The sequence below is a fragment of the Rhizobium sp. N324 genome (assembly GCF_001664485.1).
Lineage (GTDB): Bacteria > Pseudomonadota > Alphaproteobacteria > Rhizobiales > Rhizobiaceae > Rhizobium.
Genome location: NZ_CP013630.1, coordinates 2,013,788 through 2,038,349 on the forward strand (window position 1 = coordinate 2,013,788; position 24,562 = coordinate 2,038,349).

At 59.3% G+C, this 24,562-nt stretch carries 26 protein-coding genes and 4 tRNA genes; 17 read left to right on the plus strand and 13 right to left on the minus strand.

All coding sequences use genetic code 11. From position 1 onward, the window contains the following. The 3 genes from accB to AMK05_RS09700 all read right to left on the minus strand — a co-directional run bounded on the left by accB (position 1) and on the right by AMK05_RS09700 (position 1,858). The gene (gene accB / locus AMK05_RS09690; RefSeq protein ID WP_064838265.1) at positions 1–480 is read right to left on the minus strand and encodes an acetyl-CoA carboxylase biotin carboxyl carrier protein; all 480 of its coding nucleotides are present in this window, start codon (positions 478–480) and stop codon (positions 1–3) included. Positions 481–500: 20 nt separating this feature from the next. Next, the gene (aroQ, locus tag AMK05_RS09695; RefSeq protein ID WP_064838266.1) at positions 501–938 is read right to left on the minus strand and encodes a type II 3-dehydroquinate dehydratase; all 438 of its coding nucleotides are present in this window, start codon (positions 936–938) and stop codon (positions 501–503) included. Positions 939–1,099: 161 nt separating this feature from the next. Then, positions 1,100–1,858 (minus strand): DsbA family protein, encoded by a 759-nt coding sequence (locus tag AMK05_RS09700; RefSeq protein ID WP_064838267.1) that lies wholly within the window; start codon positions 1,856–1,858, stop codon positions 1,100–1,102. Between the two features lie 210 nt (positions 1,859–2,068). Here AMK05_RS09700 and AMK05_RS09705 point away from each other — a divergent pair, with 210 nt between their 5' ends. Further along, positions 2,069–3,226 (plus strand): pyridoxal phosphate-dependent aminotransferase, encoded by a 1,158-nt coding sequence (locus AMK05_RS09705; protein WP_064838268.1) that lies wholly within the window; start codon positions 2,069–2,071, stop codon positions 3,224–3,226. 40 nt (positions 3,227–3,266) lie between these two features. Here the strand turns inward: AMK05_RS09705 and AMK05_RS09710 are convergent, their stop codons facing one another. Further along, positions 3,267–4,601: a DUF2778 domain-containing protein gene (locus AMK05_RS09710; protein WP_064838269.1), complete on the minus strand. Its 1,335-nt coding sequence runs from the start codon at positions 4,599–4,601 to the stop codon at positions 3,267–3,269. A gap of 207 nt (positions 4,602–4,808) precedes the next feature. Continuing rightward, positions 4,809–6,659: a class I poly(R)-hydroxyalkanoic acid synthase gene (gene phaC, locus AMK05_RS09715; protein WP_237352213.1), complete on the minus strand. Its 1,851-nt coding sequence runs from the start codon at positions 6,657–6,659 to the stop codon at positions 4,809–4,811. Between the two features lie 146 nt (positions 6,660–6,805). On the opposite strand from phaC, the gene AMK05_RS09720 reads away from it, so the two are divergent. The 5 genes from AMK05_RS09720 (at position 6,806) to recJ (ending at position 12,350) form a co-directional block, all read left to right on the plus strand. Further along, positions 6,806–7,219 carry a hypothetical protein gene (locus AMK05_RS09720; protein ID WP_064838271.1) on the plus strand — a complete coding sequence of 138 codons (414 nt, stop codon included), beginning with the start codon at positions 6,806–6,808 and terminating at the stop codon, positions 7,217–7,219. A 220-nt stretch (positions 7,220–7,439) separates the two neighbouring features. After that, positions 7,440–8,657 (plus strand): LL-diaminopimelate aminotransferase, encoded by a 1,218-nt coding sequence (locus AMK05_RS09725; protein WP_064838272.1) that lies wholly within the window; start codon positions 7,440–7,442, stop codon positions 8,655–8,657. A gap of 61 nt (positions 8,658–8,718) precedes the next feature. Further along, positions 8,719–10,044 (plus strand): homoserine dehydrogenase, encoded by a 1,326-nt coding sequence (locus AMK05_RS09730; protein WP_064838273.1) that lies wholly within the window; start codon positions 8,719–8,721, stop codon positions 10,042–10,044. Positions 10,045–10,221: 177 nt separating this feature from the next. Continuing rightward, positions 10,222–10,467: a hypothetical protein gene (locus tag AMK05_RS09735; RefSeq protein WP_064838274.1), complete on the plus strand. Its 246-nt coding sequence runs from the start codon at positions 10,222–10,224 to the stop codon at positions 10,465–10,467. 80 nt (positions 10,468–10,547) lie between these two features. Further along, complete coding sequence (recJ, locus tag AMK05_RS09740) at positions 10,548–12,350, plus strand: single-stranded-DNA-specific exonuclease RecJ (protein WP_064838275.1); 1,803 nt, start codon at positions 10,548–10,550, stop codon at positions 12,348–12,350. A 47-nt stretch (positions 12,351–12,397) separates the two neighbouring features. On the opposite strand, the gene AMK05_RS09745 is transcribed toward recJ, so the two are convergent. Beyond that, positions 12,398–12,472 (minus strand) — tRNA-Glu (locus AMK05_RS09745). A gap of 515 nt (positions 12,473–12,987) precedes the next feature. Between AMK05_RS09745 and AMK05_RS09750 the strand changes: the two genes are divergently transcribed. Next, entirely contained in the window at positions 12,988–13,743 is a 756-nt protein-coding gene (locus tag AMK05_RS09750) for an FkbM family methyltransferase (RefSeq protein ID WP_237352202.1), read from the plus strand. Positions 13,744–13,945: 202 nt separating this feature from the next. Here the strand turns inward: AMK05_RS09750 and AMK05_RS09755 are convergent. From AMK05_RS09755 to gloA, 4 genes are all read right to left on the minus strand, one after another. Next, positions 13,946–14,019 (minus strand) — tRNA-Glu (locus AMK05_RS09755). 72 nt (positions 14,020–14,091) lie between these two features. After that, positions 14,092–14,166, minus strand: a tRNA-Glu gene (locus AMK05_RS09760). A gap of 199 nt (positions 14,167–14,365) precedes the next feature. Continuing rightward, a complete protein-coding gene (locus tag AMK05_RS09765; RefSeq protein ID WP_064838276.1) occupies positions 14,366–15,430 on the minus strand; it encodes a D-Ala-D-Ala carboxypeptidase family metallohydrolase in 1,065 nt (354 codons plus the stop codon). 165 nt (positions 15,431–15,595) lie between these two features. Beyond that, positions 15,596–16,036 carry a lactoylglutathione lyase gene (gene gloA, locus AMK05_RS09770; RefSeq protein ID WP_064838277.1) on the minus strand — a complete coding sequence of 147 codons (441 nt, stop codon included), beginning with the start codon at positions 16,034–16,036 and terminating at the stop codon, positions 15,596–15,598. A gap of 195 nt (positions 16,037–16,231) precedes the next feature. On the opposite strand from gloA, the gene AMK05_RS09775 reads away from it, so the two are divergent. Then, positions 16,232–16,810 (plus strand): cold-shock protein, encoded by a 579-nt coding sequence (locus AMK05_RS09775; protein ID WP_003573434.1) that lies wholly within the window; start codon positions 16,232–16,234, stop codon positions 16,808–16,810. A 1-nt stretch (position 16,811) separates the two neighbouring features. Continuing rightward, positions 16,812–17,300 carry a DUF192 domain-containing protein gene (locus AMK05_RS09780; protein ID WP_064838278.1) on the plus strand — a complete coding sequence of 163 codons (489 nt, stop codon included), beginning with the start codon at positions 16,812–16,814 and terminating at the stop codon, positions 17,298–17,300. Between the two features lie 32 nt (positions 17,301–17,332). On the opposite strand, the gene AMK05_RS35055 is transcribed toward AMK05_RS09780, so the two are convergent. Continuing rightward, positions 17,333–17,406 (minus strand) — tRNA-Arg (locus tag AMK05_RS35055). Between the two features lie 136 nt (positions 17,407–17,542). Between AMK05_RS35055 and AMK05_RS09785 the strand changes: the two genes are divergently transcribed. After that, entirely contained in the window at positions 17,543–18,784 is a 1,242-nt protein-coding gene (locus tag AMK05_RS09785) for a tyrosine-type recombinase/integrase (protein ID WP_064838279.1), read from the plus strand. Positions 18,785–18,837: 53 nt separating this feature from the next. Here AMK05_RS09785 and AMK05_RS09790 read toward each other — a convergent pair whose 3' ends face one another. Then, complete coding sequence (locus AMK05_RS09790) at positions 18,838–19,413, minus strand: hypothetical protein (protein WP_064838280.1); 576 nt, start codon at positions 19,411–19,413, stop codon at positions 18,838–18,840. A 127-nt stretch (positions 19,414–19,540) separates the two neighbouring features. Here AMK05_RS09790 and AMK05_RS09795 point away from each other — a divergent pair, with 127 nt between their 5' ends. From AMK05_RS09795 to nusG, 7 genes are all read left to right on the plus strand, one after another. Then, complete coding sequence (locus AMK05_RS09795; protein ID WP_064838281.1) at positions 19,541–19,744, plus strand: helix-turn-helix transcriptional regulator; 204 nt, start codon at positions 19,541–19,543, stop codon at positions 19,742–19,744. A gap of 141 nt (positions 19,745–19,885) precedes the next feature. Next, positions 19,886–20,167, plus strand: a complete 282-nt coding sequence (locus AMK05_RS36190; RefSeq protein WP_442966262.1) for a winged helix domain-containing protein — start codon at positions 19,886–19,888, stop codon at positions 20,165–20,167. Between the two features lie 181 nt (positions 20,168–20,348). Continuing rightward, positions 20,349–20,600: a hypothetical protein gene (locus tag AMK05_RS09805; RefSeq protein WP_064838283.1), complete on the plus strand. Its 252-nt coding sequence runs from the start codon at positions 20,349–20,351 to the stop codon at positions 20,598–20,600. Further along, positions 20,600–21,640, plus strand: a complete 1,041-nt coding sequence (locus AMK05_RS09810; RefSeq protein ID WP_064838284.1) for a bifunctional DNA primase/polymerase — start codon at positions 20,600–20,602, stop codon at positions 21,638–21,640. The genes AMK05_RS09805 and AMK05_RS09810 overlap by 1 nt, the downstream gene beginning before the upstream one ends. A gap of 91 nt (positions 21,641–21,731) precedes the next feature. Continuing rightward, positions 21,732–22,196, plus strand: coding sequence for a hypothetical protein (locus AMK05_RS09815; protein ID WP_064838285.1), 465 nt, complete (start codon positions 21,732–21,734; stop codon positions 22,194–22,196). 65 nt (positions 22,197–22,261) lie between these two features. Continuing rightward, complete coding sequence (locus AMK05_RS34495; RefSeq protein ID WP_145924761.1) at positions 22,262–23,290, plus strand: hypothetical protein; 1,029 nt, start codon at positions 22,262–22,264, stop codon at positions 23,288–23,290. Further along, entirely contained in the window at positions 23,287–23,949 is a 663-nt protein-coding gene (gene nusG, locus AMK05_RS09825) for a transcription termination/antitermination protein NusG (protein WP_171899770.1), read from the plus strand. The genes AMK05_RS34495 and nusG overlap by 4 nt, the downstream gene beginning before the upstream one ends. A 117-nt stretch (positions 23,950–24,066) precedes the next feature. Here nusG and AMK05_RS09830 read toward each other — a convergent pair whose 3' ends face one another. Beyond that, complete coding sequence (locus tag AMK05_RS09830) at positions 24,067–24,561, minus strand: hypothetical protein (protein WP_064838288.1); 495 nt, start codon at positions 24,559–24,561, stop codon at positions 24,067–24,069. Position 24,562 lies beyond the last annotated feature (1 nt).

Consider the following 24,562-nt stretch of genomic DNA (forward strand, 5'->3'; position numbering starts at 1 on the left):
CTATTCGATGACGACGAGGGCTTGGCCGTATTCGACGGGATGTCCGTCATCGACGAGGATCTCGGTCACCTTGCCCGACTTCGGCGAGGGGATCTGGTTCATCGTCTTCATCGCTTCGATGATGATCAGCGTCTGGCCTTCCTTGACGGTCGCGCCGACTTCGATGAACGCACGCGCGCCCGGCGCCGGCGCCATATAGACGGTGCCGACCATCGGTGCACTGACGACATTCGCCGGGTTGCGGGCGGGAGCTGCGGCCGGTGCAGCGCCTGCTGTTGCTGCTGTTGGAGCGGCGGCTGCGGGTGCGGCATAGGCCGGCGCTGCGATCGGCGCCTGGACATATTGCTGGGTGCCGGCGCGCGAGACGCGGATGCGCAGGTCGTCCTGCTCGACCTCGATCTCCGTCAGATCGGTCTCGTTGAGGATATTGGCGAGATCGCGGATCAGTGCCTGATCGATACCCGATTTCTTTTCAACCATCGTGTTGCCCTGTCTTCTTCTTATGCCGTGATGTTCTTCAGCGCCTGCAGCGCCAGGATGTAGCTATGAGGCCCGAAGCCGCAGATCACGCCCTTGCATGCCGGGGCGATCATCGACTTGTGGCGGAATTCTTCCCGTGCATGGACGTTGGATATGTGGAGCTCGATGACGGGAATTGATATAGCGCGGATCGCATCATGCAGCGCGACCGATGCATGCGTGTAGGCGCCTGCATTGATGGCAACGCCGGCAGCCTTTTCGTCGGCCTCATGGAACCAGTCCACAAGCGCGCCTTCGTGATTGCTCTGGCGGAAATCGATATCGAAGCCGAGTTCGCGGCCGGCGGCCTTGCAGTCCGCCTCGATGTCCTTCAGCGTCTTGCCGCCATAAATGCCGGGCTCTCGTTTACCCAGCATGTTCAGGTTGGGGCCGTTCAGGACAAAAATCGTTTGCGTCATCGAATGTTCCGTAAAATGCACGACGGCAACCTATAGACTCCGCGACGGCTGAATGAAAGCCCTTACGGATTGGCCAGCAGGAATCGCGCCACATTTGTCCACATGGTTGAAACGCTTCGATTTTGGCGATTTGATGGGCAGCCGTCCGGCGGCTGGTCTGCTCAGCAGGCGGTCTTGCCGCAGCTGCGCATATTCTTGACCTTGGCTTCGAGATCGTCGAGCCCGACGGCGCCCGGCACCAGTTCGTTGCCGATCACATAGGACGGCGTGCCGCTGATGCCGAGACTGGAGGCGAGCTGGTAGGTCGCCTGCACGATGCCGTCATTCGGGCTCTTTGCCATTTCGGCGCGGATCTTGTCCTCGCTGACGCCGAGTGAGGCGGCAACCGCGATCGCCGTTTCGTCGGAAGCGCGGCCTTCGGTCCCGAGAAGGGCGACGTGGAAATCGGCATATTTCTCCGGCGCCAGCTTGCGGAAGGCGTCGGCCACCTTGTGGGCGGCGACCGAATCCGGGCCGAGGATCGGAAATTCCTTCAGCACGAATCGGACATTCTTATCCTTCTTCAGCATTGCCTGCATGTCGGGAAGCGCGTGACGGCAGTAGCTGCAATTATAATCGAAGAATTCGACGACGGTGACGTCGCCCTTGGGATTGCCGAGCGTGACGTCGTTCTTCGAATCGAAGATGTCGGCGGTGTTCTCTTCGATCGCCATATTGGCCTTCACCAGCCGCTGGGCTTCCTGCTTCTTCTGCAAGGCATCCTGGACATCGAGCATGATCTCGGGATTTTCGATCAGGTATTGCTTGATGAATTCGCCGAACTCCTTCTTCTGCTGGTCGTCGAGCGCGGCTGCCGGAAACGGAAGGGCAATCGATGCGGCAAGCGCCAGTGCGGTGAAGGTTTTCGGAAGAAAGGCCATGATATCCTCGTCAACGGCGATGGGGTCGTCTCTTTATCGAGATGACCGTCGCCGGGTTAATGGACTTGAATGCGTCGCGTCAAGGTACGGCGCGTCGGGTTCTGCTCAAACAGGAATTTTCATCCCCGCGCGGCCCTCGCGGGATTGTGATGAGCCGATTATTGCGGCAATTGTCAGGCCGTCATTGCAGAAGCCGAGCGAGAAGCGATCTTGTTTTCCATATCGAAACGCAGCGAAGTCGAGCCCTTTCATGCCATGGACGTGCTGGCGGAGGCGACGAAACGGCGCGCAGCCGGCCACCCGGTGATCTCGATGGCCGTCGGCCAGCCCTCGCATCCGGCACCCGCCGCTGCCCTGGAAGCGGCGCGCGCAGCCCTTGCCGAAGGACGGATCGGCTATACCGATGCGCTGGGGACGGCGCGGTTGAAATCCGCGCTTGCCGGGCACTACCGGGAACGCCATGGCCTGGAGATCGATCCCATGCGGATCGCCATCACCACCGGCTCCTCGGCAGGCTTCAATCTCGCTTTCCTCACGCTCTTCGATGCCGGCGATGCGGTGGCGATCGCAAGGCCCGGTTATCCCGCCTATCGCAATATCCTCGATGCGCTCGGCCTGCAGGTTGTCGAAGTGCCGGTAACCGCCGACACCCACTTCACCCTGACGCCTGCGAGCCTCGAGGCGGCGCAGAAGCAAAGCGGCGTGACGCTGAAAGGCGTGCTGCTGGCGAGCCCCGCCAATCCGACCGGCACGGTGACCGGCCGCGATGGGCTGAAGGCGCTTGCGGATTACTGCGAGGCCCATTCCATCGCCTTCATTTCCGATGAAATCTACCACGGGCTGACCTTTGCCGGCGAGGAGGCGAGCGCGCTTGAGCTGACCGACGAGGCGATCGTCATCAACTCCTTCTCCAAATATTATTGCATGACCGGCTGGCGAATCGGCTGGATGGTGCTGCCCGAACGGCTTGTGCGGCCGATCGAGCGGGTGGCGCAGAGCCTCTATATCTCTCCGCCCGAACTCTCCCAGATCGCCGCCACGGCCGCGCTCGGCGCCGGCGCCGAACTCGATCTTTATAAGGCGAGCTACGCCGCCAACCGCGATTTGCTGATGAAGCGCCTGCCGCAGATCGGTGTTTCGATCGCCTCGCCGATGGACGGCGCCTTCTATGCCTATCTCGACGTCACCCGCTTCACCAATGACAGCATGGGTTTTGCCAAGCGCATGCTGGCGGAAATCGACGTTGCCGCAACACCCGGTCTCGACTTCGATCCGCTGGAGGGACATCGCACCCTGCGTCTGTCCTATGCGGGCTCGCAAGCCGAGATTGCAGAGGCAGTGGAGCGGATTGCAGTCTGGTTGAAGTAGCGGATCTAAGAGGGCGAGCGGCTGCCCGCGCTCGTATCGCTTAGCTGCGCGACGAAAACAGCGAGGCGAGCGTCGAAGAGGGCTTGTTGTTCAGCCGCGGCACGACGACGAGCTGCCTGATGTCGCCGCGCTTGTAGGCGGCGAGGAAGCGCTTGTAATCCTTGAAGGAGACGCAGCCGTTGGAATCGCCGTTCTTGCCGAGCATGTAGGTGTGGGCGAGCAGGCCGACACGGTCATAGATGGCATCCGAGCCCTCGAGCGGCGTCAGCCGCAACGCCTCGACACCGTGGAAAAGGCTTTCACGCATGGTGAGGGCGTAGGTGTGCGGCGGCGTCGGCCCGCGCATCTTCTTGTTGGCGTAACGCGGGTTGTCGCGCATCTTGCCGAGGCCGGAATGGGCTTCCAGCCTCTCGCCGTTCGGCAGATAGACCGTGCTGTTTTCGATGTCGTAGATCGCCACACCGGCGCGCAGCTTCGGCGCGAAGACCGGCTTGTCGTAACGCGGCACCGCATCGTCCTGATCGTCTTCGATCGGCGAGTTCGGCTGGGCGTAGGCAAGGGCAGGCTCGCCGCGCTGCGAACCCTTGGTGGCCGGTGCCGGCTTGCCGATGAGACCGTCGGGACGCGCCATCGGCAACGGCACCGAATCTTCCTCCGGTGTCAGCACGAGATCGAAAGGCTGCCCGCCATCCGCAGCGGCAACGACCACCGGTGCGGGTTCCGAGGCAGGAATTGCCGCCGTTCTTACGGGAGATGCTGATGGTTCGACCGGCGGCGGCGAGATCTGCCGGGATCCGGCATCGGCAAGCGCCAGCAGGGCGGGCACTTCGGCGGCGGCCACGGCCTCCTTCGAGGGAACGATGATCCGGTCGCCGTCGTCTTCTGCCGTCTCTGCCGAAGCCACCTCGACGGGCGGCGGTGTGACCACATCATCCTTGTGGAATTTGGCGCTGTCCGCAATCGCCGCAACCACAGGCTGCTCGGCAGGAGCGAGCCGATTGTGTTTTGTAAGCGCCGCCAAACCGGTGGCGGCAGCATTGGTCTTGCGCGCATGCGCCTGGACAAGGTCGGCCGTCAGGGCGACGACCGGCTTGGCATCGAAGGCCGCCAGCCGATCGTCTTTGCCGACATGGATCAGTCGTTCGTGGGGCGTCGCCGGTTTGGGCTTCGGCGCCGATGCAACCTGGGTGAAACGTTCAGGCGGAGAAACCGGCACGGCGACCGAATGCATTGTCGCCAAGGTCGCGATCAGCCATGTGGAGGTCAGAAATCCGGCGCCGACGACGCCGTAAAGAAAGCCACGAGATCTGCGCAAACGAAAAGCAGATCCGCCAAGAGGGGTGACGTCATCGAACGTCCCAACCGCAAACGCCATACTACACTCGTCTTTCAAACTCGCTACGCAGGCCGGCGGCACTGACTGACTAAACTTCGCCGGGGCCGGTAATGGCGCAAATGGGCCGAATTTAGACCACTCGCGACATCCGACTGTTTCGCAAGGATGACGAATTATGGTTTCTAATTTGTTTACGCGGGATTGCTCTTTCTCACGATGTCTCAAAAAGAGATGCGGAAAGTCTTCTCAGACGCGTTCCATCACGTAACTTCCCGGCGCTTCCTCGATCGCGTTCAGCGCATCGCCGCCCGGTTTGCGCGCGGGCACACGCCTGCCGTCATGGGTTTCGATCCAGGCCCGCCAATGCGGCCACCACGATCCCGGCGTCTCGGTCGCCTGCTCGATCCAGGTCTCGTATTCGCCCTTGGCGGGACCGCCCGTCCAGAATTGGTACTTCTTCTTGTCGGGCGGGTTGACGACGCCGGCGATATGTCCCGACCCGGTGACCACGAACTCCACCTTGCCGCCGAAAAACTGGCTGCCGAGGAAGACCGATTTGGCGGGCGCGATGTGATCCTCGCGGGTGGCGAGATTATAGATCGGGATCTTCACGTCCTTCAGCGACACCGGCTTGCCGTCGAGGATCATCTCATTCTTTGTCAGCGCGTTCCGGAGATAGCAGTTGCGCAGGTAGAAGGCATGATTTGCCGCCGCCATGCGGGTCGAATCGGCGTTCCAGAACAAAAGGTCGAAGGGCAGGGGCTCTTGGCCCTTGAGGTAGCTGTTGACGAAATAAGGCCAGATCAGCTCGGAAGCGCGCAGCATGTTGAAGGCCATCGACATCTTCGAGCCGTCGAGATAGCCGGCCGCCTTCATATGCTCTTCGAGCGCTGCAAGCTGCTCCTCGTCGACGAAGACCTTGAGATCGCCGGCATGGGTGAAATCGACCTGGGTGGTGAAGAGCGTCGCGGTTTTGATGCGCTTGTTCTTCTCCTTGGCGTGCAGCGCGAGCGTCGCCGCCAAAAGCGTGCCGCCGACGCAGTAGCCGACGGCGTTGACCTCCTTCTCGCCTGTTGCCTTCTCGATCGTCTCCAGCGCGAAATCGATGCCCTCGCGGGCATAGGCAGCCCAGTCCTTCTCGGCATGGCGCGCATCCGGGTTGACCCAGGAGATGACGAAGACCGTCTGTCCCTGGTCGACGCACCATTTGATAAAGGATTTTTGCGGATTGAGGTCGAGAATATAAAACTTGTTGATCCACGGCGGGCAGATCAGCAGCGGCCGCTTCAGCACCGTTTCGGTCGAGGCCTCGTACTGGATGATCTGGCAGATGTCGTTCTGGGCGATCACCTTGCCCGGCGTCAGCGCCATGTCGCGGCCGACGGCGAATTTCGTCATATCGGTCTGGCGCAGGCGAAGATCGCCGTTTCCGGCAGCGATGTCCTCGGCGAGCATCTTCATTCCCCGCACCAGGTTTTCGCCGCTGGTTGCGATCGTCTCGCGATAGAGCTGCGGATTGGTGGCGACGAAATTGCTCGGCGAAAGTGCTGCCGTGATCTGCTTCACGTAGAAGCCGGCCTTGTGCTTGGTGTGCTCGTCGAGGCCGTCGGTCTCCGACACCAGCTTCTCGGCCCAGTCCGATGTGACGAAATAAACCTGGCGGAGAAAATCGAAGAACGGGTTCTTCTGCCAGTCCTCGTCGGAGAAGCGTTTGTCCTTGCGGGTGTCCGGCTCGGCGGGAGTCGGCTCGCCCTGCATACGCTGCATCGAGCGCATCCAGATGCCGAAGAACGAGGACATCAGCTGCGTCTGTGCCTCGAAGGTGCGGCGGGGATCGGCAATCCAGTATTCGGTGACCTTGGAAAGCGTCTTGACCATGTCGGTCATCGGATCGACGGCGGTTTCGCTGATCTCGCCGCGTTCGCGCGGCGCAAGCCAGGCGGACGCTGCCTGGCCGAGATTTTCGAGCGCCCGGGCGAAATTCTTCGCCATGGTCTCGGGATCCTTCAACAGATAGGGATCGAGATCCGTCGCGTCGAAACCGGCTTTGCCGCCATTCTTCTGGCCGCCATTCTCCTGCTTGCTGTCGGTCACCATTTCCTCCGGCGGCAGCACTCTTTTTATCCAATCGTTGTACATCGTGATTGAACGAGAAAACAAGTTCCACCCGCGCCGGCTCATGCTATTGCTTTGTGGCTGCGACAAATTTAACAGTCGACGCAGTCAGAACTGGATTTTGAGGCATGACGAAGAACGGCATTCGGCGCATCGCAACCTTCAACCGCATCGCATTGATTTGCGCGGCGGCGGCGATGACCCTGGCCGGATGCAATCTGACGGCGGAGGAAAAAGCCGCAGCCGCTGCCAAGCGAGCGGCGCCGACCGCCGTCGTCATGCCGGCCACCAAGGGCGATGCGGTCGAAGGGGGCCTGGCGAAGTCGCCGGACGGTTACCCGAATTTCGGTGCGCCGCTGACGGCCGCCAACGTCCAGATGAGCGACGAGCAGGCAGCCGAACTGCAGCATCAGCTGACCGCTCTTGCCGCCCGGCGCAAGGCCGGCACGATCTCGGAAGCCGAATATCAGGCCAAGGCCGCCGAAATGCGCCGCCTGGCCGCCGAGCACGGCGCTGATACGCTCTCCGAAATCTCCAAATAGACCTTGCCTTTCAGGCAATTTGCACGCAAAGCCTTCCGGACGGATCGGAAGACAAGATTTTCCCGATAATGCGCTTTAAGCGGCTTTTCCGTCAAAGATTTGCCGCGTGTCTTGGGTCTGATGAATACGGCGTTGCGATTCTGAAGTTCGTGTCGCAGCCGCCGGGAGACGGAACGAACTTCGACAGCGGCCCGAAAGCCGCCTTTCCATGGGGAATGAAATGGAAGAGTTTCACAAAGTCCGGCGTTTGCCGCCTTATGTTTTCGAACAGGTCAACCGTTTGAAAGCAAGCGCGCGAGCGGGCGGCGCCGATATCATCGACCTCGGCATGGGAAACCCCGACCTTCCGACTCCCCAGTCGATCGTCGACAAGCTGTGCGAGGTCGTGCAGGATCCGCGCACCCACCGTTATTCCTCCTCCAAGGGCATTCCGGGGCTGCGCCGCGCCCAGGCCGCCTATTATGCCCGCCGCTTCGGCGTCAAGCTCAACCCGGATACCCAGGTGGTCGCCACCTTGGGCTCCAAGGAAGGCTTCGCCAACATGGCACAGGCGATCACGGCGCCCGGCGACGTGATCCTCTGCCCGAACCCGACCTATCCGATCCACGCCTTCGGCTTCCTGATGGCCGGCAGCGTGATCCGCTCCATGTCGGTGGAGCCGGACGAAAGCTTTTTCCCGCCGCTGGAGCGGGCGGTCCGGCATTCGATCCCGAAGCCCCTGGCGCTGATCCTCAACTATCCGTCGAACCCGACGGCCCTCGTCGCGACGCTCGATTTCTATAAGGACGTCGTCGCCTTCGCCAAGAAGCATGACATCATCGTGCTTTCCGACCTTGCCTATTCCGAGATCTACTTTGACGGCGCTCCGCCGCCATCGGTTCTCGAAGTGCCTGGTGCAATGGATGTGACCGTCGAATTCACCTCGATGTCGAAGACCTTTTCCATGCCCGGCTGGCGCATGGGCTTTGCCGTCGGCAACGAGCGGCTGATCGCGGCGCTCACCCGCGTCAAGTCCTATCTCGACTACGGCGCCTTCACGCCGATCCAGGTGGCCGCGACCCATGCGCTGAACGGCGACGGTTCCGACATTGCGGAGGTTCGCAACGTCTACAAGCGTCGCCGCGACGTCATGGTCGAAAGCTTCGGCAAGGCTGGCTTCGAGGTGCCGCCGCCGGCTGCCACCATGTTCGCCTGGGCGAAGATCCCGGAAAAGTTCCGTCACCTCGGTTCGCTTGAATTTTCCAAGCTGCTGGTCGAGAAGGCCGACGTCGCCGTTGCCCCGGGTATCGGCTTCGGCGAAATGGGCGACGACTACGTCCGTCTGGCGCTGGTCGAGAACGAACACCGCATCCGCCAGGCTGCGCGCAACATCAAGAAGTTCATGTCGACGGCAGACGAAACGATGCACAACGTCATTTCGCTGAACGCGCACCGTTAATCCAACTCTTAAGGCAGCCGCGCCCCGCGGCTGCCGCCACACAGACATTCAGGATCGATCCATGGCAGATGCCCTCAAAATCGGCATTGCGGGCTTGGGCACCGTTGGCGCCTCGCTAGTCCGCATCATTCAGCAGAAGAGCAACGAGCTTGCCGTCACCTGCGGGCGTCCGATCACGATCACCGCGGTCTCCGCGCGTGACAAGACGAGAGACCGCGGCGTCGATCTTTCCACAGTGACCTGGTTCGACCGGCCGGAAGATCTTGCCGAAAAGGGCGATATCGACGTCTTCGTCGAGCTGATGGGCGGCGCCGAAGGGGCCGCCAACACCTCCGTACGCGCCGCACTTCATCGTGGTCTCCATGTGGTGACAGCCAACAAGGCGCTGCTTGCCTATCACGGCGTCGAGCTTGCGACGATCGCCGAGGAGAAGGGCGCGCTGTTGAACTTCGAAGCGGCGGTCGCCGGCGGCATCCCCGTCATCAAAGCGCTGCGCGAATCGCTGACCGGCAATGCCGTCTCGCGCATCTACGGCATCATGAACGGCACCTGCAATTACATCCTGACCAAGATGGAGAAGGAGGGGCTGTCCTTCGCCGAATGCCTGAAGCAAGCGCAGCGGCTGGGTTATGCCGAGGCCGATCCTGCCTTCGATATCGAGGGCAATGATACCGCCCACAAGCTTTCCATCCTGACGACGCTCGCCTTCGGCAATCGCATCGCCGCCGACGACATCTATCTCGAAGGCATCACCAACATCTCGATTGAGGATATCCATGCCGCGGCCGAACTCGGCTACCGCATCAAGCTCCTGGGCGTTGCCCAGCGCACCGATACCGGCATCGAGCAGCGCGTGCATCCGACCATGGTGCCAGTCGATTCGGTCATCGCCCAGGTCGACGGCGTCACCAATGCAGTGGCGATCGAATCCGACGTGCTTGGCGAACTGCTGATGGTCGGCCCCGGCGCCGGCGGCAATGCCACGGCCTCGTCGGTGCTCGGCGATATCGCCGATATCGCCAAAAGCCAGCCGGGCGCTCAGCGCGTGCCGGTGCTCGGCCATCCCGCAAAGGCGCTGGAGCCCTATCGCAAGGCGCAGATGCAGAGCCACGAGGGCGGTTATTTCATCCGCCTCACCGTCCTCGACCGCACTGGCGTCTTTGCCAGCGTTGCCACCCGCATGGCCGAAAACAACATCTCGCTGGAATCGATCGTCCAGCGCTCCAAGCAGCATCTGGCGCCGTCGCACCACCAGACGATCATTCTCGTCACCCACGCGACGATGGAAGAGTCGGTGCGCAGGGCCGTCGCCTCGATCAAGTCGGAAGGGTATCTCTTCGGCGAACCGCAGGTCATCCGCATCGAGCGGCCGAAAGAAGAAGCTTAAGCCTTTTCTCGTCCGGGCAATCTGAGCCGCCCCGTCTTCTTGAACTGCCAGTTCAAGAAGACGGGGCGTTTTTTTGTTGCTCGTCCGGGCTCCCCTTACGGAAGTCTATATTAACAAATACCGAAATATTGATATAAATAAAACCATAGATGGTGAGTCGTGGGCGTGGAGAATTTCATGAGCAAGGACAGCCACGCCGGCAAGGGGTATGGCCGCCCGAGCGACGCGCCGCCGGACCGTCCCGATATGCTTGGGGAGATTCTCAAGCCGGCCTACCGTGACATTCGTCAGCAGGCCCCTGATGAGGATGACGGCGATGAACACACGGAAGGCCGCAACTGGGCCATTCTGCTGACGCTGTTTTCGTTCCTGCTGGTCCAGCTTGCCGGCGTCGCCATGATCATCTGGGCGGTATTCTGGTAAAAATCCGTGTCTGCAAATCCAACGCTATGTTATCTCCGCTGCTTCTGTAGAAAGAACAGATGAAGTCAGCGGAGTAAGGCATGGCAGATCTCGTCGATCCGGTACAGCGCGCGTTTCTCGGTGTGGAGAAATCCGCGCTCGACAATCGCTGGGTGGCGCGCCTCGATCAGGCCGGGCAGAACCGGGCGCTGGCCATGTCGCAAATCCACGGCATGCCGGATCTGATCGCCCGCGTGCTGGCCGGGCGCGGCGTGACGGTGGACGAGGCGATCGAATTCCTCGATCCGACGATCCGCGGCCTGATGCCCGATCCGCATGTTTTGACGGATTGCGAAAAGGCCGCCACCCGCCTGGTGAGCGCCATCGAGCGCGGCGAGAACGTCGCGATCTTCGGCGACTACGATGTCGACGGTGCGGCCTCCTCGGCGCTGATGTTCCGCTTCCTCAGCCATTTCGGCGTCAAGGCGAACATCTATATTCCCGACCGCGTCTTCGAAGGCTACGGCCCCAACCCGGCGGCGATCAATCAACTGATCGACAATGGCGCCCGGCTGATCGTCACCGTCGATTGCGGCTCCACCAGCCACGAGGCGCTGGCGGCGGCCGCCGCCCGCAATATCGATGTCGTCGTCATCGATCACCACCAGGTGACACATGAGCTGCCGCCCTGCCATGCGCTGGTCAACCCGAACCGGGAGGACGATCTCTCGGGGCAGGGGCATCTTTGCGCCGCCGGTGTCGTCTTCATGGTGCTGGTGGCAACGCTGAGGCTGCTGCGTGCGGCCGGCAACAAGGGCATCCTGGCGCTCGATCTGTTGCAATGGCTGGATATCGTCGCGCTTGCGACCGTCTGCGATGTCGTGCCGCTGAAGGGCCTCAACCGCGCCTATGTGGTCAAGGGGCTGGTCGCGGCCCGCCACCAGAGCAATGCCGGCCTTGCAGCCCTCTTCCGCAAGGCAGGGCTCGCCGGCCCTGTGACACCCTATCATTTCGGCTTTCTGATCGGGCCGCGCATCAATGCCGGCGGGCGGATCGGCGACGCCGCACTCGGAAGCCGCCTGCTGACGCTTGATGACGCCGGCGAGGCCGAAATGATCGCCCAGCGCCTGGATGAGCTCAACCGCGAGCGCCAGGCGATGGAGGCGCTTATGCTGCAGGAAGCGGAAGCCGAGGCGCTGGCCGAATATGGCGACGGCGAGGGCGCCTCCGTCATCGTCACCGCCCATGAAAAATGGCATCCCGGCATCGTCGGGCTGATCGCGGCGCGGCTGAAGGAAAAGTTCAAACGGCCGGCCTTCGCGATTGCCTTCGATCCCTCCGGCCGCGGCACTGGCTCCGGCCGCTCCATCAACGGCTTCGACATGGGCAGGATGGTGCGCGCCGCTGTCGACGAAGGGCTGCTGGTCAAAGGCGGCGGTCACGCCATGGCTGCGGGGCTGACGGTCGAGCGCGCCGATCTCGGCAGGCTGAGGACCTTCTTCACCGAGAAGTCGGCAAGAACGGTGGCGAGTCTTGTTGCGAATGAGACGCTGAAGATCGACGGTGCGATCGGCGCCAGCGGCGCCACGCTCGAACTGATTGACCGCCTGGAGGCTGCCGGCCCCTATGGCTCCGGCCACGCCCAGCCGCTCTTTGCCGTGCCGGCGCATCGTGTGCGCGATGCACGCCTGGTCGGTGAAAAACATGTGAAAGTGACGATGGAGGCAATGGATGGATCGCGGCTCGACGGCATCGCCTTCCGCGCCGCCGATACGGCTCTCGGCAACCTTCTCATCAGTTCCCGCGGCGCCAGCCTGCATGTCGCGGGTTCGCTCGGTGCCGATCATTATCAGGGCGCCCGCCGCATCCAACTGCGTGTCTGCGATGCTGCGCCGGCAAAATAAAATTGCCGCGCAAAAACGCTCATGATGACAAATTGGGAGAGAAGAAGTGGCACGCCCTAGGGGAGTCGAACCCCTCTTCCCAGAATGAAAATCTGGTGTCCTAACCGATAGACGAAGGGCGCTTCCTTCGTGGTGGCGCCCTTATAGTCAGCACCTTCAAAAGCCGCAAGCGCCAAGGCGCGAAAAAATGATCGTTTTCGGCATTCTTTTGCTGTCGTGATTAACCACCGCGACGCCGGATACAGGCGCGCCGGCTCTAACCATTGAGCTACAGGCCCTCGGGTCGGGTGTCCGGCGCCTTGGTGCCGGAGGCCGGCACCGTAATGCCGGGGCAATGGTTCCCGCAGCACGGGTTCCGCTCTAACGCACATCCGAGGGAGCCACGATCACTTCGGCCTGCGCGTCGTCCAGACGCCTCGGCCAGACCTCGTCGATCGGCGGTCATTACCGGGACTGCCACTCCAAGACGCCAGATAGCCAATCCCACCGCCCCCAATCAACTGGCGAGGTTGAAGGGATCCACGGCTATGTCGACTTCACCTAAAGAACTAGGCTTGGTGAAATGGCCGCGCAAGGCACCAACTATCGATGATCTAGCCACTGGTTGCCAATTCACGGAGGATGGAAAAGAAGGAGCATGCCGCTCGATGAGCGGATAGCGCATGCGTCCGAGTTACCGGGAGCCTACATGCTTCATATCGCTAATATTGCGCCACCTCGGTTCAGGCTATGGACGCGTGCTTCACGAGAATGGCGCCGTGGTGAGCCCGAGCTTCGGATCCTCGACAGATTATGCCGTCGGAACCAGACTGCAATCGATATAGGTGCGAACTACGGTATCTATTCTTGGTTCTTGACCAAGTATGCGCGCGATGTCGTCGCCTTCGAACCTCAGCCTAACATGGTAGCTTTTCTCAAGGCTGCGCTTGGTTCGTCGGTTCGGGTCGAGCAGGTCGCACTTTCCGACAGCGATGGCGTTGCAACGATGCGGATTCCCCGTGATCAGTTCATGGATGGCTGCGCCACGATTGAGGACCAGAATACGCTTTCGACGCAAAATGTCGCAGAAATTTCCGTTCCAACCCGTCGTTTGGACAGCTATCAGTTCGGCACTGTAGGCTTCATTAAGATCGACGTTGAAGGGCACGAACTAAAAGTACTCGAAGGCGCAGAGGCTATATTGAACCGGTATCGCCCAAACCTGCTCATCGAAGCGGAAGACCGACATCGACCCAACGCTGTCGCCAGTTTGATCGACTATCTTAAGCCGTTTGGATATTCTGTATATTGCCTGAAAGATCGAAAATTTCGTTCCCTGTCGATCGACGACATCCGGAAGGGCTCTGCCGGAACGCCTTATAACTACGTCTTTTCTATCCGCGAGGATCTATAAAGAGCCTTTCGTGTGCCCCCGTGCTTACCACCCCGACGACCGAGCGGCTGCAAGAAGCATCTGCGCCAGGATATTTTATCGGCCGTTGAGGACGGCTTAAACGCTTCTTGAGCCGCTCTTAAAACCTGATTGGGCTTTTTCAAAAAATCCGACCTCCTGTCAAATTTCGCAAAATTGCGTCCGATTTAGACGAGAGGAATAGTGGTACGCCCTAGGGAGTCGAACCCCTCTTTACAGAATGAGAATCTGTCGTCCTAACCGATAGACGAAGGGCGCAAACCGTTCGCTAAATAGGCGTGCGCGCCAGCTTCTGCAAGCGGATGCGATAGCTTCTATATGGAGAGAAAGTGGCACGCCCTAGGGGAGTCGAACCCCTCTTCCCAGAATGAAAATCTGGTGTCCTAACCGATAGACGAAGGGCGCTTCCTTCGTGGTGGCGCCCTTATAGTCAGGCATTTTGAATCCCGCAAGCGGGAAATGCGGTTTTCTTTCAAAAAAATGACAAGAAATCCTGCTGCGTCGCAGACGCCGATTATTGAAGCTGAATCAATAGGCTGCCGGTTATTTCTTGAACAGGACGAGACGGCGCTGCCCTTTACGTAATGCGCAGATCGCGCGGCCGTCAGATCGCTCTTGCGGTCGCCATGGGCGCACGTTTGCCGCCGCAGCCCCAGTTCCAGTCGCGGCTTTTGCCGGTATCGAGATGGACCGACTCCGTGTGGCAATAGGTGCCGACGCCGCCGCGGTTCGGCAGCGAGCGGATATAGGCGGCAATATCCCATTTCGTCACGCCGTCGATCTGGATATCGGCCGCTTCGCAGCTTTTGTGCATCGATTCGTCGGCGCCGCCGACCAGGCGGTTATGCTCTTCGTCCCGATAGCCTGAGGTGACGATAACAGGCCGGCCGAAATGGCCTTCCACAGTCTTGATCACGTTCAGAAGCTCGGGCTTGAAACAGCCGACCTCGACCTTGTCGTTCTGGACGTGCAGCCCGTTCGGCGCGACGCGCGTCATGCCGGGCAGGGAGGCTTTCTGCAAAAGGCCGGAGAGGCTGCCGAGCAGGTTCTGCTTCGGTGCGCTGTAGAGCGCATTCATCGTCGGAGCGGGATGGCCGTCCGTCGCCAGCGACGCCGTTTGCACCGGCGCAATCTGCGTGCTGCCATTCTGCGAGGATTGCTGCGGCAGCACAGGCACCGCCGGCTGCTCTGATCCGGGTTGCTGACTGTAGACGCTGCTTCTTGCGGGTGCTGCACCGCCAACCGGCGCATAGGCCTGCGGCTGAATGACCGTCGACGTGCTGTTGTTCTGCGGCGCCGGCTGATGATCGGAAAAGATGCTCATCGCCTGCGCGTTGATCCGGGTCGACTGCAGCACGAGCCCGCCGATATTGGCCGGTGCCGCCGCCGGATCGGCCGGCGGGACGGGGGCATTCGGATCTGCTGCCACGGCCTGGGGCATGGCTTGAGCGCCGGAGACATTGACGAGCCGGGGATCGGTGTAGACCGAGCGTGGGGCAGGGCTTGCCGGTGCTGCTGCGGCAAGCGCAGGTGCGGCTGCCTGCGGCGCTGGAACCGCTGCGGCGGAATCGAGCGCCTTCTGGTCCGAGGCGCAACCGGACAGCGCCAGTACCGAGGTGGCGATCAGCAAAGCGCCCGTCAGGGACATCCGCATCTCAATGTTACGCAAGCGACAGTCTCCAGTTGATGCGGAAAATGGCCGAAAGCCGCCATCTTCCGCTTCGAGTCGTCCGGAGATTGCCTGCGGGGCCGGATCGCAGCAAGCGTCAAGGCGCCGGCCGGACCCGAAATCGCAAAAGCCGCAAGCCTCGCAAAAGCCTTGCGGCGAAAAGCCTTACCAGGCGCCGGTATTGCCCATGGAGACCCAGGGTTCGGCGGCGGCAAGCGGGCTGCCCTTCTGCAGGATTTCAATCGAGATGCCGTCGGGCGAGCGCACGAAGGCCATGTTGCCGTCGCGCGGCGGCCGGTTGATGGTGATGCCGTTGTCCATCAGATTCTGGCAGGTTGCGTAAATGTCGTCGACCTCATAGGCGAGGTGGCCGAAATTGCGTCCTCCGCTATAATCTTCCGTGTCCCAGTTATAGGTAAGCTCGAGGCAGGGAGCCTTTTCGCTGCGCGCACGGTCGAGATCGTCGCGAGCAGCCAGGAAAACCAGGGTGAATCGGCCCTTTTCGTTTTCGTGACGGCGGATCTCCTCCAGCCCGAACAGCGTGGTGTAAAAGGCGAGTGAAGCATCCAGGTCTTTGACGCGAACCATTGTGTGGAGATAACGCATTCTATCTACTCCTTTATTGGGTCTGGCTTTTTCGGCGAGCTGAGGTCAGCCTCGGGCAAGTCATCGATATAAAATGTGCAGTTGGGAATAACCGAAAACTAGGACTTGCGCTTATCCGTTACCAAGATGTTAATCTTGATTTCAAGAATCAGTTAACCGTAACAGTGTGACGCGTATTCGAGGGGCTGGCGACAAATGGCTGACAGGATTTCATCGAACGAATACTCCGACCTTGACGAGCTATCGGCAGAGGCGGTCGATCTTGTTGAAATCACCGGCGTCGTCAAGTGGTTCGACGTCGCCAAGGGTTTCGGCTTCATCGTGCCCGACAACGGCATGCAGGATGTTCTCCTGCACGTGACCTGCCTGCGCCGCGACGGTTACCAGACGATTCTCGAGGGAACGCGCATCGTCGCCCTCATCCAGCGCCGCGAGCGCGGCTACCAGGCCTTCAAGATCCTGTCGATGGACCAGTCGACTGCGGTTCATCCCTCGCAGCTGCCGCCGGTGCGCACGCATGTGCAGGTCACCGCGACGAGCGGTCTCGAGCGTGCGCTCGTCAAGTGGTTCAACCGCACCAAGGGCTTCGGCTTTCTGACGCGCGGCGAGGGCACGGAAGACATCTTCGTGCACATGGAAACGCTGCGCCGCTTCGGCCTGACGGAGTTGCGCCCGGGCCAGGTGGTGCTCGTGCGCTTCGGCGACGGCGAAAAGGGCCTGATGGCCGCGGAAATCCATCCCGACATTCCGAGCCCGGCCAGCCGGTCGCATTGATATGCGTGACCTCGTTTTTCTTCATGCGATCAAAAGCGCCATCCTGGCGCTTTTTTTCATGGTCGCCCTGCCGGCTTTCGGCCAGGAGCAGATCCGCTTCGACAAGGAGCCGCTGCTCATCCAGACCGCCGCGGGCAAAGTGCTGCATTTTACCGTCGAGATCGCCTCGACTCCCGATCAGCGCGCCTACGGGCTGATGTTTCGCAAGGCGATGGCCGATGATGCCGGCATGATCTTCGATTTCGACGAACCCCGGCGCGTCACCATGTGGATGGAAAACACCATCCTGCCGCTCGACATGCTTTTTGCCGATGAGACCGGCACAATCCGCCACATCAAGGAAAACGCAGTGCCTTATTCCCGCGATATCATCGATTCGATGGGCAAGGTGAAATACGTCGTCGAACTCAATGCTGGCATCGTCGGCAAACTCGCGATCAAATCGGGCGACAGAATCGTCAGCGCCACGACGACGAAGAAGTCGAAGTGACGTGACCGGGCGGCTTCAAGTCATTGAATTTGTGGCGACCCCTGCAGGAATCGAACCTGCGACAACCTGCTTAGAAGGCAGGTGACGCCTCCTAACTCCGCCAATCAGTTGATATCAACAGGTTTCGTTGAAAGCCATAGAATCAAGGGCTTGCAGGGCATGTGGTCGATCGTGATAATAACAATCACAATCACGACGTGTCACCTATCCGCCGTTACCCCGGCGTTACCCTGGATAAAGCGATGGCAAAAGCCCTTACCGTCCGCGCGATCGAAGCAATCAAAAAGCCGGAAGCCCGACAGGAGATCCCCGACGGCGGACTGCCCGGACTTTATCTGATCGTGCAGCCCTCGGGGTTGATGAGCTGGGCCATCCGCTACAGGTTTGAGGGAAAGCCGAAGAAGTTCACGATCGGTCCCGTACCTCTTTATTCGCTGGCGAAAGCTCGTGACGAGGCAGCGAAACTTTTGCGCGATGTTACTGAGGGTAGGGATCCCGCGACAGCCAAGGCATCCCAGAGAGCGCTAAAGCTCGACATCGTCGACGACGCTATCAACGAATTCCTCAGGCGATATGTGGAGAAGAAGAACCGGCCCTCGACGATCAAGGAAAGGACGCGCCTCTTCAAAAAAGACTTCCGCCCCAAGTTTGGGAAGCGGACAATGAGGAGCCTTACCAGACACGAGATTTCGACCCATCTGGATGCCGTGGCAGATCGGGCGCCTATAGTTGCCAACCGGCTTCTTTCCTTGCTCTCGAAGTTTTTCAATTGGGCTGTCCAAAAGGACATCATCGATAGCTCGCCGATGGAAAATAAGATCGACAAGCCCAGCGAAGAGACCACCCGCGACCGAATTTTGACAGATGCGGAGATCAGGCTTGTATGGCTGGCATCCGCCAAGCTTGGTTACCCCTTCGGGCCAATGGTTCGGCTGCTGCTTCTGACCGCCCAGCGCCGAAGCGAGGTTTCAGGGGCTACGTGGCCTGAAATATATCTCAAAGGGAACGATCAACAGTGGGTCATCCCACCTGAGCGGGCGAAAAATCGCAAAGAGCACTTTGTCGCTCTTACGGCGGAAGCCATCAGAGAAATCGAGGCATTGCCGAAGATCCGGCCAGCCGAGGCCGAGGAGGCAGCTTTCCTTTTCACCACAACGGGCGTGACAAAAGTCTCGGGCTATGGTCGAGCCAAAAAGAACCTTGATGCGGAAATGGTCAAACTTGCCAAAGAGGAAGCGCAGGAGCGGGGGCAGTCCCCGAATAAACTGGAACTCGAACCATGGACATTTCACGATCTGAGGCGAACAGCAGCGAGTGGCATGGCTCGCTTAGGTGTTCCCGTGCATGTCGTCGAAGCAGTGATCAACCACCGCTCGGGAACGATCAAGGGCGTGGCGGCCGTCTACAATCGATATGACTATGCTGACGAAAAGCGAGCCGCGTTGACCGCATGGTCGACCCTTGTGGCCCAGATCGTCGCATGACCATAGGCCATTCATTTCGCGCGCCTGGTCTCCAGTAGCTAGCTCGCTCCCTGTCAGAACGGGATATCGTCGTCTGGATCACGTGAGAAGTTCCCCGCGCTCTTTTCGGGCGTTGCCGTCGATCGCTCAACCGGCCACTTAGGCGCCTGCAGTTTTGCGTTCTTCAGTGCTTCTGCCATAGCCTTACCGGCTGCAAAGTAATCTTCGTGCTTCATGTCCTCGTGGAGTTGAATAAACTCGTCAATACGAGGCCAGAGCACATCCACGTAGTGGTTGAGGTACGTCCGCTTGCTCTCGCCCGTGAAAAAGAACGGCCAGTGCGTCCTCACAAATGCAAGACGGCGTTCCTCCTCGAACGTCGGAATAAGCTCGGCAACCTTTGAGACCTCAAGAGCTCGCACCCCTTCGCTCACATCCCAAAGATTCTGCCACGTGATTTCGTGGTCATCATAGCCGTCTGACCGAGTGATGACGGTGTTTGCCGCCGCGGCGAGAATGGCACGTTCGACGACCGTCGTGATCGTTTGGCCCTTGTACCTCGCCATGTAGTCGAGGATGAATCGCGTTTTTGGATCCAGCCGGATCGTCAGCGCCTCAGACTTTGGGTTTTTAGATGCAGGTCTGCCCATCGAATCTTCCCTATCGCGCGTACGCATAAACAAACTGTGAATAGTTTGCAATCATCACATTAATATTTGCCCGATCATGGTGGTTATTGTATGATAATCACCGTGCAAAAACATCAGGAGTTTGAGTATGAATGCAGAACATTCGACTCGTGAATATCTGACCGGGAAGCAGGTGGCGACGCGGTATCAGATCACGCCCGTGTCACTGTACAGATGGGAGCGTGATGAACGCCTCGGCTTTCCCCAGCCGATGATCGTCAACCGTCGCAAGCTTTTCAAAGTTGATGAACTGGTTGCCTGGGAGCGCTCTCGGGCGAAGGGGGCGGCATGACCGCCAGCGCAACGAAGCAGCAGGGACACAAAGGTTGGCGCCCGTTCCCTGCCGCCTCGCTCGAAAACCGCAAACCTACGATTTCCTCTCTCACCAGCGGAAGGACCGCAGATGACAGAAACACGTAAATCACGAACCCGGATGCGAGTCCAGATTTTGGACAAGGGCGGCCCAGTCGGTACACCGATAACCGTAGTTGGAAGAAATTGTTGGGCGCTGCAGGCGTTGATCGATGCTGGCGCTCGGGGCTTCAGCTCGATCGAACGGCCCGCTCCTCGGACTGCCCACTACATTCATCGGCTGCGAAGCTTTGGGTTCGCGATCGAAACCCAACACGAGGCTCACGGCGGGACCTACCCAGGGGTGCACGCTCGATATCGCCTGTGTTCCGAGATCCGCGTACTTGAAGGGCAGTCAGCATGACAGAGCCTCGCCAGATCAACACGGACTCGGGCGTTACCTTCGCAGCGCAATGGTGCGCGGATAATCCGCCACGGTCTGACATCATCCCCCAGCTCAAAGCTAGGTTCGCTTTGACTTCTTTGCAGGCTGCGGAAGCTTGTGCCATGGCCCAGAAATTTCGCGTTCTGCGGAGGGCTTTCGGTTGATCGAACAGGCCCAACTTCCCCGACTGGACGTGCGAAAGATTGAGCAGGAAGAGGATTTCAACTGGAAAGGACCCGATGTCATTATCCAGGCCCAGCCGGCGACCGCAATTTACCGCAACGTCCATGATGCTGTCGTCATCCGTCAGGAATCGATGACAGAAGACGACGACCACTTCGTGTTCTTCGCCACCAAATCCGACGTCCGCACCCTGATCAACGCGCTGAAGCGTGAGATTGGGGAGGTCTGATGGGGGCGTTCGCTGAATGGCAACCTCAGTACGCCGCACGGGGCATCAGCTCTTTCCCGGTGACCGTTGATGACAAACGCAAGAAGCCCGCTGTCAAGGGTTACCTCAAGATTGGGCTTCCAACGAGCAGCCAGCTCGCTCTGAGATTTCTCGCCCATGAGGCTCTTGGCATCGCTTGCAAGCGTAACCGGCTGACAGTTCTCGACGTCGATACGACCGACGAACGCGAGCTTGCTGACGGATTGGCGAGGCACGGCACGACGCCGTTCATTGTACGAAGTGGATCGGGTCATTTTCAGGCGTGGTATCGCAACGGCGGTGAGGGGCGGCGAATTCGCCCTGATCCAGCACGACCGGTCGATATCCTGGGTGATGGCTATGTCGTCGCGCCGCCCTCAGTGGGCGCACGTGGTCGATACGAGATTATTCAGGGCTCACTCGATGATTTGGATCGTTTGCCGGCGATGTTGCGGGTTGAACCGCAACATAGACCGATCCCGCGGCGCGGGGAGGCGAATGCCGATTTATCGGAACGTGTCGACAAGGCCAGTCGTCGCCTCGACGGCATGCGCCAAGGCGACGGTCGCAACAATTCTCTATTCACCCGTGCGATGCGCCAAGCCCATCAGGCAGCCACCAAGGAGGAACTAATCCAGATGGTTTCCCAAGCCAACACGCAGTTTGCTGAGCCGCTCCCACCTGATGAAGTGCTTAGCGTGTCACATTCAGCATGGAAGTATAAGGAGGCCGGCCGCCTCATGATTACCGGCGGCGAGGCGACGGCTGTCGTTTTCCAGAGCGATATCGATCACCTGTGGGACCAGCCGAATGCTGTCTCCCTGCTTATTCGCCTGCGATTAGCGCACGGACACAGAAACGGCGGGCAGTTCGCACTCTCAAGCGCCTACGCGGAGTCCATGGACATGAGCATCCCGACCTTCCGCGCCGCCCGTGACGCACTCGTCGAGCGATTTTTTATCGAGATCCTTCATCCGGGTGGAAAGGGAAAGAACGATCCGCCCATCGTAAGGTTGCTGTGAGACTGAGGCAGAGAGACAAGGAGAGAGATGTGTATAGTTATATTGTAGCAAAATTCTTTCTACTAAGCCTTCTTGCGAATGGTGGTGCAAAATGAAGGCGCCCCAGATCCTCACCGTCACGCGCAAGTACTGCTGCTCATTCGAGATTACCGATCAATGCGGCAACCTAGTCGAAGGACCATTTGACACCAATGCCGCTGCGTGGTCGGTCCTCGATCGCATCGACCGCGACACGATACCCGGGAGGTCTCGCAGCAATAAGGTTCTCTGGGGGAAGCCGGATAAGCCAGCAAAGCGCAATAGCAAGAAGGCGAGCAAGCGCAAAGAGGAGCACCGGATGAAGGTCAATGCCGCAAAGGCGCCTGGCCGGGTTCGATCCGTTGCTGCAGCCAAGTTTGACCCGGCCGGCGAAGGCAAGTTCCGAGACTACAAGCTGGGCACCTTCGGCGCCGCCTCCGAAGTGAAGCGCATGAATCCAGCAACCTATTTGGCAGAGAAAGCAGCGAAGGAGACCACTCGCGCTGTGAATAACGTGGAAGGCGGGAGTTCTCGATGATCCAATCTAACGCAGAAATTGCAGAATCAGCTTACCTTAGACCTTTCTTCCGAAAGGCGAAGAGCATGGAACTGCAAGCATTTCCGGTATTCGACGCGCGTCCACCACTCGCTTATATAGAATCATGGCGAAGGCATATTGCCGACACGGGCTCACCGGAAACCTTCGACAACGTGTCAAGCACAAAGCCGCCGAAGAACGCCTCGGTGATCCTGCTGTCGGAGGTGGTCTCGGTTCCAATGTCACTTAGACTGGGAGGGGACAGGGTGCCGTGCCCGCTTTGTTCACCGACCTCGCCAAAATTCGGGAAGGGCAGGATGGCTTGGTTTCCTGATGAATGCGTCGTCAGGTTCATCGGCCATAGTTGCGCCAAACGTTACCTCGGAGAGAATTACTCGGCTGCAGAGCGCCTCTTCAAAATCGAAGCAGCTTGTGCCGACTTTATCGAGCGGTGGCCCAGGGTTCAGGACGCGTTGCCGCAGATCGGCCCCGTTGTCCGCAACCTTTATGGCGTAGGCCAGCGTCTGAGCCAGCTTAGAGCCTACATCGACAGACAGGCTCCAGGCTTCGCTAGATCGTTCCACGGCGACCTGGTGACGATCGGGGGACGAGTGTTCACATCGAGGGAAGCTGGTGTGAAGTCCAGCGCAGTGCTTGGTCTGAAGTTCCTCTCTGAAGACTTCAACCCGGGAAGTGTCGCTGAAAAGCTGATGTCGATTTGCCGGGACATCAAAAACCCGCTGCCGAATTGGCAGGTCAGCGATGGTGAGGGGGCGGCGTCACGAGAGATAATTCGTCGCGGCCGGTCGGCATCCCGTTATCTGAAAGAAATGTCGGCATTAAGAGATCAGATCGAGGATGCTGCTGAATTTCTCACCGTGACCAACCTTCGAATTCTCGAGCAATGGTGCAAATCCGGGAATTCTCCTTTCACAGTGATCATGTTTGCCCGCGATGGCGAACGGATCGACGGTGTTGTTGAGAGCTATGCTGGCCGATACGGATGGTCGGTGGTCTATCCAGGAGATCTGTTGATGGGACTGCCGACGAAAGACGAAATATCAAACCTGGGCATCTCGGAGATTTTCGGTTGAACACATCAATGCTGACGAAACCATCGGCCACAGTCGCCTGGTATCTAATCCGTGTTGCGCCGGGTGGCCATCGGATGGCCAAAGCAGTAAACGAGGCGATCGAGGAAAGGATTGGAGAAACGCTGATCGAACGAGAGTGCCGAGAAAGGGGAGTTGCGGTTTTTACGCCGTCGTTTTGGACCGTGGTTCGTCATCAGAGGACAAACCGCCTGATCGAAAAGCGCTTTCCATTATTCCCCGGCTATTCGTTTGTGCAGGTCACGGGCACAGGCTTCGACACGATCAGGCAGTTCGGCTATGTCTCGCACTTCATGAGGGGTGGCGGTAAATACGGTCTGGCGTCGTTCACCGATAGGGAAATGGTCATGCTTTACGCCGCGGATATGGAAAAGCGCGACCTGCATCGGACGATGAAGCGGAACGGCGAGGCCGATGTACGCGAACACAAGCGCAGAGACATCAATCGCAAGATCGGCCTAATCTTTCCGAAGGGGCGCCGCAAGAAGATGCCTTTGCGTATGATGGCGTCCGCTGCTATCAATGGCTTGCCCCCGAAAACGCGGGAATATTGCCAAGCGCTTCTCAACGAACTGGATTCGTTGGAAAAACAGGAAGAAGCTTGCAAGGAGCACCGTCTCGCGATAGACTCCGCAGCGTGATTTGTGGTGTTTCAGCCGGACCGCCTCATGGCGAAGAACAACTCGGCGGCCGCTTTTGCCGAACAATGCATTCGGCGCGATGGAAGAAATGCGTCTAAGTGGCTTCTACGGTTCCAATCACCGAACGTTGAAGAAATCCATTGTTTCTGTAGCGCGGGTTGCAAACGGGCGTGGGTCAGGTCTGAAATTCGCCATGGCGTCTTGAAACGCTAAACCCGCTGCAAAGCCGACTGTAAACGGGTGCATTTCCCGATATGCAGCTAGCTCCCCAACTAATGCGGCAGCTTTCAATTTGGCCTTCTTGGGGGTTTCCTCATCATCCATAATATGACTGAGATATTGGTCAGCGTCGAAAAAGGCGTCTGCTTTCGGGAAATCGAATCTGTGGAATTGAACGCTGTAGGCCCGAGCCATTCTCTTCTTCATAACCAGGTGATAGATCGTCCAGTATCGGATCAGCGCCCATATGCCGATAGGCAAAGGCAGAAGCCACAAAACGGCTAGAACCATTCCGAAGGCTGGAAGTTGCGAGCCCGCCTCCGCGAACCACGCCACGCAAGCAGCTATGAGAATATCAAGGATGCTAACGAGCAGGACGTACAGCCATTTCATA